The sequence below is a fragment of the Marinomonas gallaica genome, from assembly GCF_001639745.1.
Taxonomy (GTDB): domain Bacteria; phylum Pseudomonadota; class Gammaproteobacteria; order Pseudomonadales; family Marinomonadaceae; genus Marinomonas; species Marinomonas gallaica.
The window spans coordinates 179,765-197,115 of the sequence record NZ_LTAX01000005.1 but is presented as its reverse complement, the minus strand read 5'-3'; the positions used below and the strand labels follow the sequence as shown (position 1 = coordinate 197,115).

The window sequence follows — 17,351 nt, the reverse complement described above, 5'->3', positions numbered from 1 at the left end:
TGTAGCTCAGTTGGGAGAGCGTCGCCCTTACAAGGCGAATGTCGGGAGTTCGAACCTCTCCACACCCACCACTTATAGAACAGTGGCTAAACAATCTATGACAACGGAGTGGTAGTTCAGTTGGTTAGAATACCTGCCTGTCACGCAGGGGGTCGCGGGTTCGAGTCCCGTCCATTCCGCCACTTACTTTCTTTAGCTTTAAAGAACAGTAAGTTGGCAAGCGTTACCATCATTGCGATGGGTGTGTAGCTCAGTTGGGAGAGCGTCGCCCTTACAAGGCGAATGTCGGGAGTTCGAACCTCTCCACACCCACCATGATTATCATCATCTAAAATCCTCGTAAAAATCCCCATTATATTACTTTGAAATACGCCTAAAAAATTTAACCAATCTTTGGTTTAAAGCCCTGATCCTAGCGCAATAGAACCAGACGCAATCTTTCGGATGTCCTTACCGATCCAAACAACTTTACCAATGACAGCCAAATCAAGGGCTTCGATGTGATGTGTGTGATGTCCCGAAAGATATGTCATAGACCCATTAAAGCGGGATTAGATGGTTTTAAATGGGATATAGCGGGAAAGAATCGCTGAACACCAGATAAATAGAAGGCTAGAGCATCGACTCTGGCTTTTTTGCGTTTTGGAGGGAGTGAAAATTTGCGATCTACCGGGACAATCCCCGCGAGATAGCTGCAGAACTGAAAGAAGCTCGAATTAATGAGCTTAAAGCACCGCGTGTGGTATCAGAACTAAACCCGATTAATGGTCTCTCTGTTCAGAACGATAGCCATCAATCAGACATCAAAGAATAGGCATTGGCCCAGCTAGCCTCTGAAGATGTCAAAACTGTTGCCCAAATTAACGCCATTACGTAGAGGTTTGCGATGTCTAACGGATGCGAGCCAGCCTAGCTCCCTACATGGGTCAAATTTTTTGAAGCTTCCTGAAACAAACACGACGACGGCTACGAGAAAGGCGGTGACGACCCCCACCGCTTCGAGTGCGGCTGGACATTTCTACAAGCCATAGGCCGTGATGTAAAGCGTCTCAATTGATACTACAGGGTACGAGCTTCCCATATGGGTAGTCATTCTAGGAAAGCAGCTCCATATTCTATGGTTAAACATAATGAGATAAATATCCCGCCAAACGATGCCAAAAAATCGCGGCGTATTATGTTTTCTCAAAACTGCCATATCTTAAGCGAGCGTCTCGAGCTGTTTCACGAATCTTATAAATCAATTGTACGTTACCGCACAGAATCATTCTGTGCGGCGTTATAAAGTTGCTCTATGGGTTTATTTGGAAGTCATTCGATTTTCCGGCTCGTCGTATGGAGCTTTGTATGTATCAAGAACATTGGAATGGTTGGAGTTGGCTATTGTGGCTGGGGTTTTGGTTTTTGCTGATTTCGAGTTTTGGTCATTGGGGTTACAGCTATCGCTCGAATCGTCGTTACTTTGGACTAGCCAGTAAAACGGCGCAGGATATATTGAACGAGCGTTACGCTCGCGGTGATATTGAGCAAGCAGAGTTTTCTCGCATCAAGAAAGAAATCGCCAGCAAATAATAGGGAGCATCTCACTGTGCCAAAAACCACGATGCAAACCACAACGCTAGCGCCAGATCAACTGAGCCTAATAGACAGATACTGGCGAGCGAGTAATTACTTGTCGGTTGGTCAAATTTACCTTCACGATAACCCGCTATTGGCACGGCCTTTGGTGCTTACCGATATCAAACGAATCTTGCTGGGTCACTGGGGCACGACGCCCGGTCAGAATTTTATCTACGTGCATTTGAATCGCATTATTAAGCAATACGATTTGAACATGATTTATCTCTCCGGCCCCGGTCATGGTGGGCCAGCAGTAGTGGCGAATACGTATCTGGAAGGCAGTTACAGTGAGATTTATCCTGATATAAGCCAAGACACAATCGGCCTACAAAAGCTGTTTCAGCAGTTTTCTTTTCCCGGCGGCATTCCTAGCCATGCGTCACCTGAATGCCCAGGTTCCATCCATGAAGGTGGCGAATTGGGTTATTCATTAAGTCACGCCTTTGGTGCAGTATTTGATAATCCAGATTTAATTGCAGCCTGTGTGGTGGGCGATGGCGAAGCCGAAACTGGCCCGCTAGCGACCGCTTGGCATTCAAACAAGTTTCTAAACCCTATTACCGATGGTGTGGTCCTACCCATTTTGCATTTGAATGGCTATAAAATTGCGAATCCTACGGTTTTAGCGCGCATCAGTCACCAAGAGCTAGAGCAGTTATTTCGTGGTTACGGTTGGCTCCCTATTTTTGTCGAAGGCTGCGATCCTAACTACATGCATAAAGCCATGGCGACGGCGCTCGACAAAGCCGTTCGAGAAATCAAAGCGATTAAATTAAATGCCCAAGACAATGGTGTCTTTGAGCGTCCACGTTGGCCGATGATTATTCTCAAATCTCCGAAAGGTTGGACTGGCCCTAAAATAGTTGATGGCGTACAGATCGAAGGCACTTTTCATGCCCATCAAGTGCCAATCTCTAATCCACAATCGAAGCCGGAACACTTGCCATTAATAGAAGAATGGTTACGCAGTTATCGCCCTCAGGAATTATTCGATAGCCTTGGGCGTTTGTTACCTGAGATAGCTGAACTTGCGCCAAAAGGTAAGCGTCGCATGGGCGCGAATCCTCATGCCAACGGTGGCTTGCTACTGAAACCCTTACAAATGCCGGACTTCCGTGATTACGCTTGCGAGGTGCCAAAACACGGCGTACGCGGCGTTGGTGACACTCATGTACTTGGGCCGTTTGTGCGCGATGTGGTGATGCTTAATCAAGACAATTTTCGTGTGTTCGGTCCAGATGAAACCATTTCTAATGGTTTGGGGGCTGTCTTCGAAACCACCAATCGACAATGGGAAGCGACCACAAAACCTAATGACGAACACCTAGCGCCCACTGGTCGAGTGATGGAAATGCTCAGCGAACACCAATGTCAGGGCTGGCTGGAAGGTTATTTGCTCACAGGCCGACACGGCTTATTTAATTGCTACGAAGCCTTTATTCATATTATTGATTCCATGTTTAACCAGCACGCAAAGTGGTTAAAAGTCACCGCTGGTTTGTCTTGGCGGCCTAAGATCGCCTCATTGAATTATCTATTGGCGTCACATGTTTGGCGTCAGGATCACAATGGCTTTACTCACCAAGATCCGGGGTTCATTGATCATGTGGTGAATAAAAAAGCCGACATAGTGCGAGTCTATTTGCCACCCGATGCTAACTGTTTGCTTTCAGTGATGGATCATTGTTTACGCAGCAAGCATTACGTCAATGTGGTTGTTGCCGGAAAGCATCCAGCGCCGCAATGGTTGGACATGGACGCCGCGGTCAAACATTGTGCAGTAGGCATTGGCATTTGGGATTGGGCGAGCAACGACACAGGTTTAAATCAAGATGGTCAAACGGACGTGGTGATGGCTTGTTCTGGCGATGTACCAACGCTGGAAACCTTAGCGGCGGTGTCTATTTTACGCGAGCATTTACCTGCGCTGAATATTCGTGTGGTGAACGTAGTGGACTTAATGAAACTTCAGCCACAAACCGAGCATCCACATGGTTTGAATGATACTGAGTTCGACTTACTGTTTACTGAAAATAAGCCGGTTATTTTTGCCTTTCATGCTTATCCATCGCTGATTCATAAATTAACCTATCGCCGCACCAATCATCGCAATATCCATGTTCGTGGTTACAAAGAAGAAGGCACGATTACTACGGCCTTTGACATGACAGTGCTTAATGACATGGATCGCTTTCACCTCGTAATGGATGCGATTGACCGACTACCGCAAACCGGCGTGAAAGGTACCGAGTTAAAACGTATGTTGAGTGAAAAACTGATTGAGCATCGCCAGTACATCAATGAATACGGTGTCGATATGCCGGAAATTCGTGATTGGAAGTGGAGCAATAAGGATGAATGATTCGAGCTCATCAAGCCAAACAATCGGCTCTACAAGTCACTTGATAGAAACCGCTAAGCGCTTGATGGCCGATGATAAAGGCCTGCTCGCGATGGATGAAAGTGTGGCGACGTGCAATCGCCGTTTTGCCAAATGAGGTATCGCGCAAAGCTTAGCCATGCGACGCGCTTACCGAGAATTAATAGTTACCACGCCTAAATTAAGCGATAGCGTCAGCGGCATAATTCTGTTTGATGAAACGATTCATCAACATACTCAAGATGGCACGTCATTCATAAACATACTGATGGATGCCGGTATTATTCCTGGCATCAAGGTCGATATTGGTGCGGTGGATATGGCGGGTCAACCCGGAGAAAAAGTCACTGAAGGTTTGGATGGGTTAAGAGAACGGCTAAAGGCTTATGCATTGTTGGGCGCGCGTTTTGCAAAATGGCGGGCGGTATTCAGCATTGATGTCGACGCTATTCAAACAAGAGTTATCGGTAGAGTAACGCCATCTAGAGCCTGTATCCAAGCCAACGCTCATGCTCTCGCACGTTATGCGGCCTTGTGCCAAGAAGCTGGGCTGGTGCCGATTGTCGAGCCTGAAGTGATGATGAATGGCAGCCATACCTTGCAACAATGTGCGCAAGTCACAGAAGTGGTCTTACAGGCGGTTTTCCAACACTTAAATGAGCAAGGCGTGTTGCTAGAAGGTTTGTTGTTAAAACCCAACATGGTATTACCCGGGTTATGTTGCCCTATACAGGAAAGTGTCGAAATCGTCGCTGATATGACAGTGCATTGTTTGTTGCGAACTGTTCCTGCGGCGGTGCCGGGCATTGCTTTTTTATCCGGCGGACAAACGCCATCACTGGCTTCAGCGCGTTTGAATGCCATGAATAGCCGATACAAACTCCGCTTGCCGTGGGCGCTGACGTTTTCATTTTCTCGCGCGATTGAGTTACCCGCGTTAGAAGTTTGGCTCGGGCAAGATGACAATGTCGAGGCGGCTCAAAAAGTCTTGCAGCAAGGTGCGGCTAACGACAAAGCAGCGCGCCGCGGCGAATATTCCGTTGCGGCGAACTAATGGTGAATAGTAGAGCAACAGACGAGATTGTCTTTCTGCTGGATGTCGATAACACCTTGCTCGACAACGACCGCATTTTAGTGGAGTTGAGGGCGTTTTTAATTCGTGAAATTGGCGTGGAAAACAGCGCTCGTTATTGGGTGATATTCGAAACATTACGCACAGAGCGTAGTTATGCGGATTACCTAGGCGCGTTGCAACAGTATCGACTTGAACATCTTGATGATACTCGTGGGCTCTTAATCGCTGAGTTTTTTCTTGAATATCCTTTTGTTGATCGGCTTTATGCCGATGCATTGGCACTTATTAAGCATCTGCAAACCTTAGGCAAAACCGTCATTTTGACTGATGGCGAAGCCGTCCTGCAGCCACGCAAAATTAAGCGTTCAGGCTTATGGGAAGCAGTGCATGGTCAGGTGCTGATTTATATCCATAAAGAAACCATGCTCGATGCGATCGAGCAGCATTATCCCGCCAAGCGTTATGTCATGGTGGACGATAAATTGCGTATTTTGACCGCTATGAAACGCGTTTGGGGAAGCCGCCTTACTACGGTTTTTCCAAGGCAAGGTCATTACGCCCACGATCCAGAAAAGACACATCCCTATCCAGCGGCCGATGTCACTATTGAGCACATCGGCGAGCTGATCCATCACGATTTTTGCATTGGTCTTGACGCTGTGAAAGCACGTTCTGCGCCATCGGAGGCTCTATGAATGTTATAAAAGACAGCGATTCATTTGAAGGCGGCAATCCTTTTGAAGGAATGAACACAACTAAGCAATTGCACATGCTCGGTCAAAGTATATGGCTCGATAATATTACTCGCGAGCTGCTAAACAGCGGTACCTTACAGCATTATATTGATCATCTGAATGTGACGGGGTTGACCTCGAATCCGACTATTTTTGATAAAGCGATCAAAGATGGAGATAACTACAATCAAGCCATCGCCGAAAAAGCTGCAAAAGGCTTGTCGGGTGAAGCGCTGTTTTTCGAACTGGCGCTAGAAGATTTAACCCGTGCGGCGGATGTATTACGTCCTATCTTTGATACCACCGACGGAATGGATGGTTGGGTTTCGTTAGAAGTCTCGCCATTGTTGGTGAACAATACCGCTGGCACGTATGCGGCGGCGGTGGATCTGCATAAACGCGCTCAGCGCCCGAATCTGTTTATTAAAATCCCGGGTACACCAGCAGGCTTAGCGGCTATCGAAGAAACAATCTTTGCTGGCGTCCCGGTCAATGTGACCTTGTTGTTTTCCAGCGAGCAATATCTCGCCGCAGCCGAAGCTTACATGCGTGGCATCGAGCGCCGAATTGCAAAAGGGCTTGATCCAAAAGTCGGCTCGGTTGCTTCTTTGTTTATCAGTCGTTGGGATGTCGCCGTCAATGACAGAGTCTCTTCTGACTTACGCAATCATCTTGGTATCGCCATCGCCCAACAAGCTTACAAAGACTATTGCGAGCTACTGGCCGCGCCACATTGGCAAACACTAAAGGCGGCTGGCGCCCACTCACAACGCTTGCTTTGGGCCAGTACGGGAAGCAAAGATCCGACAGTTTCTGACTCTTATTACGTCTCAGCGCTTGCTGCGCCTCATACCATTAACACGATTCCAGAAAAGACATTACTAAGCTTCTCGAAAGACGGCGCTTTGTCTGGCGTGATGTCGATTGATGGTGTTGATGCTGAAAGCAAGCTGTTGGAATTCGCCATAGAAGGCATTGATATTGGCGTATTGGCTGATCAGCTCCAACAAGAGGGCGCAGATGCTTTTACTCGGTCTTGGAACGATTTATTGGCGGTGATTGAGCAGAAAAGTCAGCAAGTAAAAACCAGTACGTCAAAGAATAGTAAATCAGAAAACGACGAAGCGCCTTTCTAACGATTTTTTAGGAGTCAGCCAACGTGAAACAGTTAATGCTCGACCAGCTTGCTATCAATACGCTACGTACTCTGTCTATCGATGCCGTCCAAAAAGCCAAATCGGGGCATCCCGGTACGCCAATGGATGCCGCGCCAACGGCGTATTGTTTGTGGCAGCGTTTTCTACGTTTTGATCCAAAAGATCCTGAGTGGCTGAATCGAGACCGCTTTGTGCTGTCATCCGGTCATGCCTGTGCCTTGTTGTATAGTTTATTGCACCTGACTGGTGTGAAGGCGAAAGGGGCGAGTTATCCAGCGGGTGAGCGTTTAGCGGTCACCATGGAAGATCTCAAACAGTTCCGTCAGCTTGGCAGTCGTTGTACTGGTCACCCAGAGCATGGTTGGACCAGTGGTGTAGAAACCACCACAGGGCCGCTTGGACAAGGCTTGGCCACCAGCGTCGGTATGTCTATCGCAGAACGCTGGCAGGCGGCAACCTATAACCGTCCCGGTTACACTCTGTTTGACCATAATGTTTATGCCTTGTGTGGCGATGGCGACATGATGGAAGGCATAAGTAGCGAAGCGGCTTCCTTGGCTGGGCACTTGAAATTATCGAATTTGTGTTGGATCTACGATGCCAATCACATCAGCATCGAAGGTTCCATTGATATCACTTTTAGTGAAGACGTGGCCGCGCGTTTCAAGGCTTATGGTTGGAATGTGGTGCGGGTGAGCGACGCTAATGATTTAACGCAACTAAGCACGGCGTATCAAGCGTTTCTTGATACAGAAGATCGTCCGACACTGATCATTGTGCAGAGTCATATTGGTTATGGCGCGCCCCATAAACAAGATACCGCAAAAGCCCATGGCGAACCGCTTGGGGCAGAAGAAGTACATCTTGCCAAAGAGTTTTATGGCACCGATCCAGAAGCTCAATTCGATGTGGCTGCTGGAGTTGTCGATCATTTTGCAGCGAATTTCGGTCAACGTGGTGCGAAAACACATGCTGAATGGCAAAAAACCTTTGCAGCTTATCATTATCAATACCCCGAACTAGCTGGACAAATTACTCAGATGCAGAAAACGCATCTTCCTCAGGCTTGGGATTTCGATTTGTCTACGTTTACGGCGGATGGCAAAGACATCTCGACACGTGAATCCTCGGGGCTGGTTCTTAATACCATTGCTCAAAGAGTGCCTTGGTTACTGGGAGGCTCGGCAGATTTGTCGCCTTCTACCAAGACGGAATTGTCTTTTGAATCCAATGGTAGCATGAGACAAATTGGAGAACTGAAGGCCGGAAAACCAACCAGTTCTGACTATTTTGAAGCGGCCAATTACGCTGGACGAAACTTACATTTTGGTGTGCGTGAACATGCCATGTGCGCCATCGGCAATGGTCTTGCCTTGTCAAAATTACGACCTTATGTGGCGAGCTTTTTTGTCTTTACCGATTACTGTCGTGCAGCGCTTCGGCTCAGCGCGATGATGGAGCTGCCGCTGATTTCGATCTGGACACATGATTCGATCAGTATGGGCGAAGACGGCCCGACGCATCAACCCGTTGAACACCTTGCTGCCATGCGCGCCATGCCAGGAATCTTGGTATTACGGCCTGCGGATGCGAATGAAGTGGTCGAAGCGTGGCGCGTTATTATGGCGAATAACCATACACCAGTGTGTCTGGTGTTAACTCGTCAAGCGGTGCCAACGCTGGATCGTTCTCAGTATGGCAGCGCCAGTGGTTTGGCTTTTGGCGCTTATATTGTTGCCGATGCAAAAGATAACAAACCAGACGTCTTGTTATTGGCAACCGGTAGTGAAGTGTCGCTCTGTGTTGCTGCGTACGAACAATTAAAAATCGAAGGCATTAAAGCCCGCGTGGTTAGCATGCCATCGTGGGAATTATTCGAAAGCCAATTACAGGATTATCGGGATCAGGTGTTGCCGCCAGCGGTTCTCGCCCGTGTGGCGGTGGAAGAGGCGTCCACTTTTGGTTGGGAACGTTACACCGGTTGTGCAGGGGCAATCATTGGCATGCAAACCTTTGGCTTGTCGGCACCACGAAAAGTGGTTGAACAGCACTTTGGTTTTGAGCCTACTCATATTATCAAGGCCGCCAAAGCACAAATCGCCCGTCATGCTGGTTAAAAAAATCCGTTAAATACCACGAGTAAAACGTGCCTTTGTTCGCTAGTGCACAGAGCGAACAAAGGCTTTTTTATTACACTGTGTTGGCATTTCTCTGTCTCCATTCTTAGATCAAGGATTTTTCGAAGCCTATGCCATCCACTACGTCTCAAAACATCGGCACCGTAATTTCGATTCGCGGCAGTGTCGTGGACATTCGCTTTGACAATATATCGTCAGACAATCAGTTGCCTCCGATTCGTACTTTATTACGCACTGGCAAAGACAGCAGCATTGCTATCGAAGTGTTTTCCCAATTGGATGATCAGCGGGTGCGCGGTATTGCTTTAACACCGACGCAAGGACTTGCTCGTGGCATGCCAGTGGAAGACATTGGCGAGCCGCTACAAACCCCCGTAGGCAAGGGGATTTTGTCGCGCATGTTTGATGTGTTCGGCAATACGATTGATAAAAAAGACGCGCTGAGCAACGTTGAATGGCGTTCGGTTCATAACGAGCCGCCACCGTTAGCAAGACGTTCCACCAAGACCGAAGTATTTGAAACCGGCATCAAGGTGATCGATGTGTTAATGCCATTAGAGCGTGGTGGTAAAGCGGGATTGTTCGGCGGCGCGGGCGTGGGCAAAACCGTCTTGTTGACCGAGATGATTCATAACATGGTCGGCCAACACGCGGGCGTAAGTATCTTTTGCGGTATCGGAGAGCGTTGCCGAGAAGGCGAAGAGCTTTATCGAGAGATGAAAGAAGCGGGCGTGCTGGACAACATGGTGATGATGTTCGGTCAAATGAACGAGCCACCGGGCGCGCGCTTTCGCGTCGGTCATGCCGCCTTGACCATGGCGGAATATTTTCGTGATGACGAACATCGTGATGTCTTGCTGCTGGTGGACAATATCTTTCGCTTTATTCAAGCGGGCATGGAAGTGTCTGGTTTGATGGGGCAAATGCCAGCGCGTTTGGGTTATCAACCAACGATGGGCACCGAGTTGTCACAACTGGAAGAGCGCATTGCCAATACCGGCAGTGGCGCGATTACTTCGATTCAGGCGGTGTATGTGCCTGCCGATGATTTTACCGACCCTGCTGCCGTGCATACTTTTTCTCACCTTTCGGCTTCCATCGTGTTATCGCGTAAACGTGCCAGCGAAGGGCTTTATCCCGCCATTGATCCTTTGCAGTCCAGTTCCAAAATGGCAACACCGAGCATTATTGGCAAACGCCATTACGATCTCGCGCAAGAGATACGTCGTACCTTGGCGCAATACAGCGAATTGAAAGACATTATCGCCATGCTCGGCATGGAACAGCTCTCACCCGAAGACCGCAAGGTTGTAGGGCGTGCGCGTCGCTTAGAGCGTTTTCTTACTCAGCCCTTTTTTACTACCGAACAATTCACTGGCATGTCTGGCAAATTGGTCAGTCTTGATGATGCCTTAGATGGCTGCGAGCGGATTTTGCGGGATGAGTTTGAAGACTATCCAGAAAGCGCGCTTTACATGATTGGTGCGATTGATGAAGCCCATGAAAAAAGCAAACAAGCCCCAGAAGATAAACCAAAAGCCGAGGAGGACAAAGATGCCACAAGCCTACATGACGCTTAAAGTTTTGCTGCCTCATAAAGTATTTAGCGAAGAGCAAAACGTGCTGAGAATCGTCGCGACCACACCACAAGGGGCGTTTGGCATTTTACCGAATCGATTGGATTGTGTGGCGTCTTTGTCGGCGGGCATTTTAGTGGTTGAAGTGGAAGGCGAGGAAGAAGCTTATATTGCTGTTGATGTAGGCGTATTGGTGAAAACCGGAGCCGATGTGCGGATTTCAGTGCGCAACGCTATGAATGGCATGGGGTTAGAAGATTTACGTCATGCTCTAGAAGACGAGTTTATTCAGCTTGATGAGCAGGAGCAAAGAATGCGTTCGGCATTGACCAAGATGGAAAGCGGTTTTGTTCAGCGTTTAGTCGCGTTTAAACAGGATGCGAGTGTGTCATGAAAGACGATGATGAAGACAAAAACGCAACTAAACCAGACCGTAATCTAGAGAGAAAAGCGAAGAATAACTACAGCAAGCAAGTAGGCTCGGTCGCGGCGCGTAAGTTAAAAGCACAGCGACACGTGACCAAAACTGTCTGGTCTGGCTTGGGCATGATGGGGTTGGTCGGCTGGTCGATTGCGATCCCCACCGTGCTTGGTGCCACACTGGGCATTTGGTTGGATGGTGCGTATCCCGGTGACCGTTCATGGACGCCGGCCTTGCTGGTCGTTGGCCTGTGTTTAGGCTGTTTCAATGCCTGGCACTGGGTGCAAAAAGAAGACAAAGACATACACCAACCGGACGACAACGATGATGTTAATTGATTTTGGTGACAACTTTTGGGGTGGCGTTGCCTATGCCATTTTGATTGGCGTGCTATTAGGGATTTTTTATTTTGCTGGGCTATGGTGGACAGTGCGCCGATTGGGCTCTAGTAGCGTGGTTGCGCCTTTGTTTCTGTTCAGCATGTTGTTTCGCATTAGCGTGGTAATGGTGAGTTTTTATGTGATTCTGGGCAATGACTGGCAAAAATTATTGTTAGCTTTACTTGGCTTTATGGCCTTACGTTTGTTCGCGACGCGGCTGATTCGTTTGAAAGACAACCCTGTCATTATCAAGCCGATTCACACGCTTAAAGAAAAACATTCTCACACAGAAGAGCGTTTATGAACCTGACTCCAGATCTCATTGTGTATTGGCAAATGGGCTTTTTAAAGCTCAATGCCACCATCGTCTTTACTTGGTTAGTGATGTTGGTGCTGGTGGTTGGGTCGATTTTGATCACTCGAAATCTGTCTAACAATTTACAGCGCTCGCGCTGGCAAAATGCGCTAGAAGTGGTGGTGATCATCATTAACAAGCAAATCGAAGAGGTGGGTTTAAGCCAGCCGCAAAAATACATTGGCTTTCTTGGTTCGCTGTTCTTATTCATCGCGCTATCGGCGCTTGGCACCATTATTCCGGGTTTCGAGCCTCCGACAGGTTCGCTTTCCACCACGGCGGCGCTGGCATTGTGTGTGTTAGTTGCTGTGCCATTGTTTGGTATTCAAGAGCAAGGTTTCGGTTCCTATCTGTCTTCCTATACTAAGCCAACCATCATTATGCTGCCGTTTAATATTATCAGCGAAGTATCGCGAACCTTGGCGTTGGCGGTGCGATTGTTCGGCAACATGATGAGCGGTGCGATGATCATCGCGATTCTGCTGACTATTACGCCGTTCTTATTTCCGATTGTGATGACCTTGCTGGGCTTGTTAACCGGCATTGTGCAGGCTTACATCTTTTTCATTCTCGCTACAGTGTACATCGCCGCGGCGACTCGTTCCGTCAAAACACAAACGCAGAAAAAAGCCGCTCAACAACCAGAAACCCAGAACACAAACGAATCAAAACTATGAACATTTACGGAGTAACTATGGACAGCATGACGATGATAGCAATGGTTTCAATTATTACCGCAGGGCTAACAATTGCCATCGGTGTAATCGGGCCATCATTAGGGGAAGGTAAAGCGGTGGCGACAGCGTTAACCTCTCTGGCTCAACAACCGGATGCTTCGGCGACGATTACGCGAACCTTGTTTGTTGGTTTGGCGATGATCGAGTCGACGGCGATTTATTGTTTTGTCGTATCGATGATTTTGCTATTCGCCAATCCTTTTTGGAATTACGGCATTGCTCAAGCGGCAGGCCAATAAATTATGCTGATCGATTGGTTTACCGTCATTGCGCAACTGATCAATTTTCTGGTCCTCGTTTGGTTGCTTAAGCATTTCTTATACCGTCCTATTCTGAATACGATTGACGCTCGTGAAAAACGCATTGCCGATGAACTGGCCGACGCCGATAGCAAAAGAGCCGAGGCGGAACAACAGCGTGAAGCGTTCCAACAAAAGAACACGGAATTCGATCAACAACGTACGGCGCAGATGAACAAAGTTGGCGAGGAAGCGAAAGCCGAGCGGACGCGATTGCTTGAAGAAGTGCGACAAGAGTCCGACGCGCTGCGCAGTAAGCTTGAGTTAGCGCTTAAAAACGAACAACTGAGCTTGAAAGATTCCCTAAGTCAGCGAGCACGAGAAGAAGTGTTTGCCATTGTTCGTAAAGCGCTTAGTGATCTGGCTGACACCAGTTTGGAAGCCAGTATGGCCGATGTTTTTGTGAAGCGTTTAGACGCATTAGCGGACGCTGAAAAGGCCACTTTACAAGCGGCTTTTCAAGAGTTGACAGAAGCATTAATCGTGCATACGGCGTTTGATCTGCCTAAAAAACAAAGCATCCAGATTACCAAGGCGTTACATGGCTTATTGGGCGATGGTGTGGCGATTGAATTTGCCACGGATGCTCACTTGATTAGCGGGATTGAGATCAATTCCCACGGCCAGAAAATTGGCTGGAGCATCGCTGATTACCTGACCACGCTGACCAAGCGAGTCAATGACGTGATGCTTTCTCATAATACCGTTCAAGATCAAAGCCCTGAGCTTGAGAAAAGCCAAGAGCAGGCTTCATGATGTTGATGTTTGACGGGTTATTTGCTGATTTAAAACAGGCTCGGGAATCGTTCGAACCCGCTTTGTCACCACGAGAAATCGGCAAGATTACCAGTGTCGCCACGGGGATTGCCAAGGTATCTGGTTTGCCCAATGTTGGCTACGATGAGTTATTGCTTTTTCCCGGTGACATTTATGGCATCGCGTTTAATGTCGATGAAGATGAAATTGGCGTGGTGTTGCTTGGCGAATACTGGCATTTGCAAGCCGGTGATGAAGTCGAACGACTTGGCCACGTGGTCGATGTGCCGGTTGGCGATAGCTTGATTGGCCGTATTATTAATCCAATCGGTAAACCTTTGGATGACAAGGGCAATCTGGGAACTACCCAGCGTTTGCCAATCGAACGACCTTCGCCAGCCATTATGGATCGAGCTGGCGTAAGTGTGCCATTGCAAACGGGCATTAAGGTAATTGACGCCTTGATACCCGTGGGACGCGGGCAGCGAGAATTGATTCTTGGCGACCGTCAAACCGGCAAGACAGCGATTGCCATGGACACGATTCTCAATCAGCGTGGCAAAAACGTTTTGTGTGTCTATTGTGCTATTGGCCAACGCGCGTCTGGTGTCGCCAAAGTCATTGCCACTTTGCGGGAGCAAGGCGCGATGGAATACACAGTCGTGGTATTGACGGAAGGCAACGAGCCAGCGGGCTTGGCCTATGTCGCACCGTACGCCGCGACCAGCATCGCGGAATATTTTATGGAACAGGGCCGTGATGTACTGATTGTCTACGATGATTTAACACATCACGCTCGCGCTTACCGTGAATTGTCTTTGTTGTTGCGTCGTCCACCAGGGCGAGAAGCCTTCCCCGGCGACATTTTTTATATTCATTCACGCTTGTTAGAAAGAGCGACCCATCTAAGCGAGGAACTCGGCGGCGGTTCATTGACGGCGTTGCCGATTATCGAAACCGAAGCGCAGGATATTTCGGCGTACATTCCGACCAATCTTATCTCTATTACCGATGGGCAGATTTACCTTTCGCCGGCGTTGTTTGAGCTGGGCATTTTACCCGCGGTTGATGTGGGGAAATCAGTGTCTCGTGTGGGCGGTAAAGCCCAAAGAGCCGCGTATCGAGGCGTCACGGTGGACCTTAAATTGGCTTATGCGCAATTCGAGGAACTGGAAACCTTCGCGCGTTTTGGCGCGAGGTTAGACGACGATACGCTGAAAATCATTGAGCATGGTCGACGCATTCGAGCCTGCTTGAAACAGCCTGAATTTGCGCCTGTGTCTATGGCAGAACAAATCGCCGTGTTGGTCGCCTTGACCGCAGATTTGTTTGATGGCATTGAGTTAGACAACATGCCCGCCGCGGAGCAAGCCGTTCGGGATGCCGCCGCGAGTATCACCGATGATATGGTTGAGCGTTTAGAAAGCACCGACAAATTAAGCAAAGAAGATAAAGCCGTGATTTTAGAACTTGCACGCCAAGCGCTTGAAACCTTTAACACTGACACAGATTCAGGTGAGCCAAGATGACAGACAGTATCGCCAGTTTGCGTCACAAAATTACCAGCGCACAAGACTTGAAATCTGTAGTGCGCAGTATGAAAACCATCGCGTCGTCGAGTATTGGGCAATACGAAAAAGCCGTGCATTCGTTGGATGATTATTATCAAAACGTACAGTTGGGATTGTCGGCGTGTTTGTCGCAAAGTACCCAATTAGAACAGCCTGCGCTAATCGTTAATCGATCTCAGAAAGACGCACCCGTCATCGGCGTGATTGTGTTTGGCTCGGATCAAGGCTTAGTCGGCCAATTCAATGAAGTCATGGTCGAGTTTGTGGTCGATTCTTTGGCAAAATTATCGGGCAATAAAATGCTCTGGGCCGTAGGCGAGCGGGTTGAGTCTCGCTTGATAGAGACTGATTTAAACACCGAAGCAAGCTTTGAGTTACCCCATTCCATTAACACTATTACAGCTTTGGTGGGCGAAATTTTAATCGAACTGGAAGCAAAACGAGATCAAGGACGGATTGACCAAGTATTTTTGTTTCATCATAAACCAGAGGTCAATTCAGTTTCTCGCCCCGTGAGTCAGCAACTTTTGCCCTTGGACGCGGCTTGGCAACAAGAGCTTGTAGCGATTGATTGGCCAAGTATTAACCTTGTGGAAGTGATGCCAGATCAAGATCAAACACGTCGTTCTTTTGTACGTGAATATCTGTTTGTTAGTCTTTTTCGAGCCTGTGCGGAATCGCTTGCCAGTGAGAACGCCAGCCGACTTGCCGCCATGCAGCGAGCAGAAAAAAACATCGATGAAATACAAGAAAACCTCAATCAAACCTTTCACCGTCTGCGTCAAAGTGACATCGATGAAGAGTTATCCGATGTGTTATCTGGATTTAATGCGTTAAGTTAGAATTTAGATCATGATTTCAGTGAGTAATTCATAAAATAAAGAGTAGTGTGTTCGCTAGCGCACAGAACTTTGAGTAACAAAGCGATAGAAATGTCTTGAGATCATTGCACGACTACTGTGCTTGCCAATACTTTGTTAAAAATAGACTCAAAATGCTCATTTATAACTCATAAACTCCGCTTTTTCGTCTATTTTTGCCTCGTCTTGGCTTCGCTCGCGACTTCGTGAAACGGTCTCATTCTATCGCTTTGTTGCGACCTGATTTTCACTTGAAAAAAACTTAAGAATTATCTTATGCATGATGCAATCGATACGACTTTTTCGCCGTTACAAAATCATCTTCTAGCCGCGCTTCCTGAGGAAGTTCAAGTTCGTATCTTTTCTTTTCTTGAGTTGGAAAAACTGGAATTAGGGCAAGTGATGTACGAAGCGGGTGGCAAACTGGCCTATGTACACTTTCCTGTTGATGCCATCGTTTCTTTGCTTTACGTCATGGAGAGTGGCGCGTCTGCCGAGATTTCCGTGGTGGGCAATGAAGGTTTGATTGGCGTTGCCTTGTTTATGGGCGGCGAAAGTACGTCGAGCCGAGCGGTGGTGCAAAGCGCGGGGCATGCGTATCGCCTAAAAGGCAGTATGTTAACTGAAGAATTTAATCGCCACGGTAAGCTGCTAGAACTGATGCTGCGCTATACGCAATCCTTGATCACGCAAATGGCGCAAACCGCTGTCTGTAATCGTCATCATTCGATTGACCAGCAATTGTGTCGCTGGTTGTTATTGTCCCTTGATCGCTTGCCCGGTAACCATCTCACCATGACTCAAGAATTGATTGCCAACATGTTAGGCGTGCGCCGAGAAGGCGTCACCGAAGCCGCTGGCAAATTGCAAAAGCTCGGGGTGATCGATTATCACCGAGGTCATATCACCGTGTTAAACAGATCAAAACTCGAAGAATTGAGCTGCGAATGTTACGCCGTGGTGAAAACAGAAACAGATCGTTTATTGCCCTATGCATTGCCTAAAAAGTCAGCCTGATTCGCTCATCTGAAATGATGTTTTAGTGTGATTACATCATTCATTGATGAGCTTCTGTGAGCTGATTGTTTGTTTACTGGCTTGAGGGCCGCATAGGCTTCAGTAATTTCTTTGAACAAGGGCTCGCAATTTGACTGCTCAGAAATATCTGGATGATATTTGTGGGCAAGCTTGCGGTAAGACTCCCTGATTTCTTTCGCCGATGCGGTGAGTTCTACTTCTAAGGTTTTGTAATAATCATTGAATTGCATGGTCAGTCTACTATCTATTTAGA

The 17,351-nt window shown here is 47.9% G+C and carries 16 protein-coding genes, 2 tRNA genes and 1 pseudogene; 18 read left to right on the top strand and 1 reads right to left on the bottom strand.

Annotated features, from left to right (window positions below):
• Positions 1–105 precede the first annotated feature (105 nt).
• From AYW76_RS07520 to AYW76_RS07435, 18 genes and pseudogenes are all read left to right on the top strand, one after another.
• Positions 106–182 (top strand) — tRNA-Asp (locus AYW76_RS07520).
• 57 nt (positions 183–239) lie between these two features.
• Positions 240–315, top strand: a tRNA-Val gene (locus AYW76_RS07515).
• Positions 316–1,347: 1,032 nt separating this feature from the next.
• Positions 1,348–1,572: an SHOCT domain-containing protein gene (locus AYW76_RS07510; RefSeq protein WP_082866151.1), complete on the top strand. Its 225-nt coding sequence runs from the start codon at positions 1,348–1,350 to the stop codon at positions 1,570–1,572.
• Between the two features lie 16 nt (positions 1,573–1,588).
• On the top strand, positions 1,589–3,982 hold the full coding sequence (locus AYW76_RS07505; protein ID WP_197467781.1) for a phosphoketolase family protein: 2,394 nt from the start codon (positions 1,589–1,591) through the stop codon (positions 3,980–3,982).
• Positions 3,921–5,054 (top strand): annotated as a pseudogene (locus AYW76_RS07500) (class I fructose-bisphosphate aldolase). The gene AYW76_RS07505 and the pseudogene AYW76_RS07500 overlap by 62 nt, the downstream one beginning before the upstream one ends.
• Positions 5,054–5,770 carry an HAD family hydrolase gene (locus tag AYW76_RS07495; RefSeq protein ID WP_082866150.1) on the top strand — a complete coding sequence of 239 codons (717 nt, stop codon included), beginning with the start codon at positions 5,054–5,056 and terminating at the stop codon, positions 5,768–5,770. The pseudogene AYW76_RS07500 and the gene AYW76_RS07495 overlap by 1 nt, the downstream one beginning before the upstream one ends.
• Positions 5,767–6,945: a transaldolase gene (gene tal / locus AYW76_RS07490; RefSeq protein WP_197467778.1), complete on the top strand. Its 1,179-nt coding sequence runs from the start codon at positions 5,767–5,769 to the stop codon at positions 6,943–6,945. Before AYW76_RS07495 ends, tal begins: the two co-directional genes overlap by 4 nt.
• A gap of 23 nt (positions 6,946–6,968) precedes the next feature.
• Positions 6,969–9,083, top strand: a complete 2,115-nt coding sequence (gene tkt / locus AYW76_RS07485; RefSeq protein ID WP_231872569.1) for a transketolase — start codon at positions 6,969–6,971, stop codon at positions 9,081–9,083.
• A 131-nt stretch (positions 9,084–9,214) separates the two neighbouring features.
• The gene (atpD, locus tag AYW76_RS07480; RefSeq protein WP_067217990.1) at positions 9,215–10,684 is read left to right on the top strand and encodes a F0F1 ATP synthase subunit beta; all 1,470 of its coding nucleotides are present in this window, start codon (positions 9,215–9,217) and stop codon (positions 10,682–10,684) included.
• A complete protein-coding gene (locus tag AYW76_RS07475; protein ID WP_067217987.1) occupies positions 10,659–11,075 on the top strand; it encodes a F0F1 ATP synthase subunit epsilon in 417 nt (138 codons plus the stop codon). Before atpD ends, AYW76_RS07475 begins: the two co-directional genes overlap by 26 nt.
• Positions 11,072–11,440, top strand: a complete 369-nt coding sequence (locus AYW76_RS07470) for an AtpZ/AtpI family protein (protein WP_067217982.1) — start codon at positions 11,072–11,074, stop codon at positions 11,438–11,440. Before AYW76_RS07475 ends, AYW76_RS07470 begins: the two co-directional genes overlap by 4 nt.
• Positions 11,427–11,786: an ATP synthase subunit I gene (locus AYW76_RS07465; protein WP_231872568.1), complete on the top strand. Its 360-nt coding sequence runs from the start codon at positions 11,427–11,429 to the stop codon at positions 11,784–11,786. Before AYW76_RS07470 ends, AYW76_RS07465 begins: the two co-directional genes overlap by 14 nt.
• Positions 11,783–12,514, top strand: a complete 732-nt coding sequence (locus AYW76_RS07460) for a F0F1 ATP synthase subunit A (RefSeq protein ID WP_067217974.1) — start codon at positions 11,783–11,785, stop codon at positions 12,512–12,514. Before AYW76_RS07465 ends, AYW76_RS07460 begins: the two co-directional genes overlap by 4 nt.
• Before the next feature lie 17 nt (positions 12,515–12,531).
• Positions 12,532–12,813: a F0F1 ATP synthase subunit C gene (locus AYW76_RS07455; RefSeq protein WP_067217971.1), complete on the top strand. Its 282-nt coding sequence runs from the start codon at positions 12,532–12,534 to the stop codon at positions 12,811–12,813.
• A 3-nt stretch (positions 12,814–12,816) separates the two neighbouring features.
• Positions 12,817–13,629: a F0F1 ATP synthase subunit B family protein gene (locus AYW76_RS07450; protein ID WP_067217967.1), complete on the top strand. Its 813-nt coding sequence runs from the start codon at positions 12,817–12,819 to the stop codon at positions 13,627–13,629.
• Positions 13,626–15,158 (top strand): alternate F1F0 ATPase, F1 subunit alpha, encoded by a 1,533-nt coding sequence (locus tag AYW76_RS07445; protein ID WP_067217964.1) that lies wholly within the window; start codon positions 13,626–13,628, stop codon positions 15,156–15,158. The genes AYW76_RS07450 and AYW76_RS07445 overlap by 4 nt, the downstream gene beginning before the upstream one ends.
• Entirely contained in the window at positions 15,155–16,042 is an 888-nt protein-coding gene (locus AYW76_RS07440; RefSeq protein ID WP_067217960.1) for a F0F1 ATP synthase subunit gamma, read from the top strand. The genes AYW76_RS07445 and AYW76_RS07440 overlap by 4 nt, the downstream gene beginning before the upstream one ends.
• 294 nt (positions 16,043–16,336) lie before the next feature.
• Positions 16,337–17,077: a Crp/Fnr family transcriptional regulator gene (locus AYW76_RS07435; protein ID WP_067217956.1), complete on the top strand. Its 741-nt coding sequence runs from the start codon at positions 16,337–16,339 to the stop codon at positions 17,075–17,077.
• Positions 17,078–17,082: 5 nt separating this feature from the next.
• Here AYW76_RS07435 and AYW76_RS07430 read toward each other — a convergent pair whose 3' ends face one another.
• Positions 17,083–17,328 (bottom strand): DnaJ domain-containing protein, encoded by a 246-nt coding sequence (locus tag AYW76_RS07430; RefSeq protein WP_067217953.1) that lies wholly within the window; start codon positions 17,326–17,328, stop codon positions 17,083–17,085.
• Positions 17,329–17,351: the final 23 nt, after the last annotated feature.

Excerpts from the sequence above, each read along its gene's own strand:
- AYW76_RS07510 (WP_082866151.1), top strand. The coding sequence starts at position 1,348 with ATGTATCAAGAACATTGGAATGGTTGGAGTTGGCTATTGTGGCTGGGG.
- AYW76_RS07495 (WP_082866150.1), top strand. The coding sequence starts at position 5,054 with ATGGTGAATAGTAGAGCAACAGACGAGATTGTCTTTCTGCTGGATGTC.
- tal (WP_197467778.1), top strand. The coding sequence starts at position 5,767 with ATGAATGTTATAAAAGACAGCGATTCATTTGAAGGCGGCAATCCTTTT.
- atpD (WP_067217990.1), top strand. The coding sequence starts at position 9,215 with ATGCCATCCACTACGTCTCAAAACATCGGCACCGTAATTTCGATTCGC.
- AYW76_RS07475 (WP_067217987.1), top strand. The coding sequence starts at position 10,659 with ATGCCACAAGCCTACATGACGCTTAAAGTTTTGCTGCCTCATAAAGTA.
- AYW76_RS07470 (WP_067217982.1), top strand. The coding sequence starts at position 11,072 with ATGAAAGACGATGATGAAGACAAAAACGCAACTAAACCAGACCGTAAT.
- AYW76_RS07465 (WP_231872568.1), top strand. The coding sequence starts at position 11,427 with ATGATGTTAATTGATTTTGGTGACAACTTTTGGGGTGGCGTTGCCTAT.
- AYW76_RS07460 (WP_067217974.1), top strand. The coding sequence starts at position 11,783 with ATGAACCTGACTCCAGATCTCATTGTGTATTGGCAAATGGGCTTTTTA.
- AYW76_RS07455 (WP_067217971.1), top strand. The coding sequence starts at position 12,532 with ATGGACAGCATGACGATGATAGCAATGGTTTCAATTATTACCGCAGGG.
- AYW76_RS07450 (WP_067217967.1), top strand. The coding sequence starts at position 12,817 with ATGCTGATCGATTGGTTTACCGTCATTGCGCAACTGATCAATTTTCTG.
- AYW76_RS07445 (WP_067217964.1), top strand. The coding sequence starts at position 13,626 with ATGATGTTGATGTTTGACGGGTTATTTGCTGATTTAAAACAGGCTCGG.
- AYW76_RS07440 (WP_067217960.1), top strand. The coding sequence starts at position 15,155 with ATGACAGACAGTATCGCCAGTTTGCGTCACAAAATTACCAGCGCACAA.
- AYW76_RS07435 (WP_067217956.1), top strand. The coding sequence starts at position 16,337 with ATGCATGATGCAATCGATACGACTTTTTCGCCGTTACAAAATCATCTT.
- AYW76_RS07430 (WP_067217953.1), bottom strand. The coding sequence starts at position 17,328 with ATGCAATTCAATGATTATTACAAAACCTTAGAAGTAGAACTCACCGCA.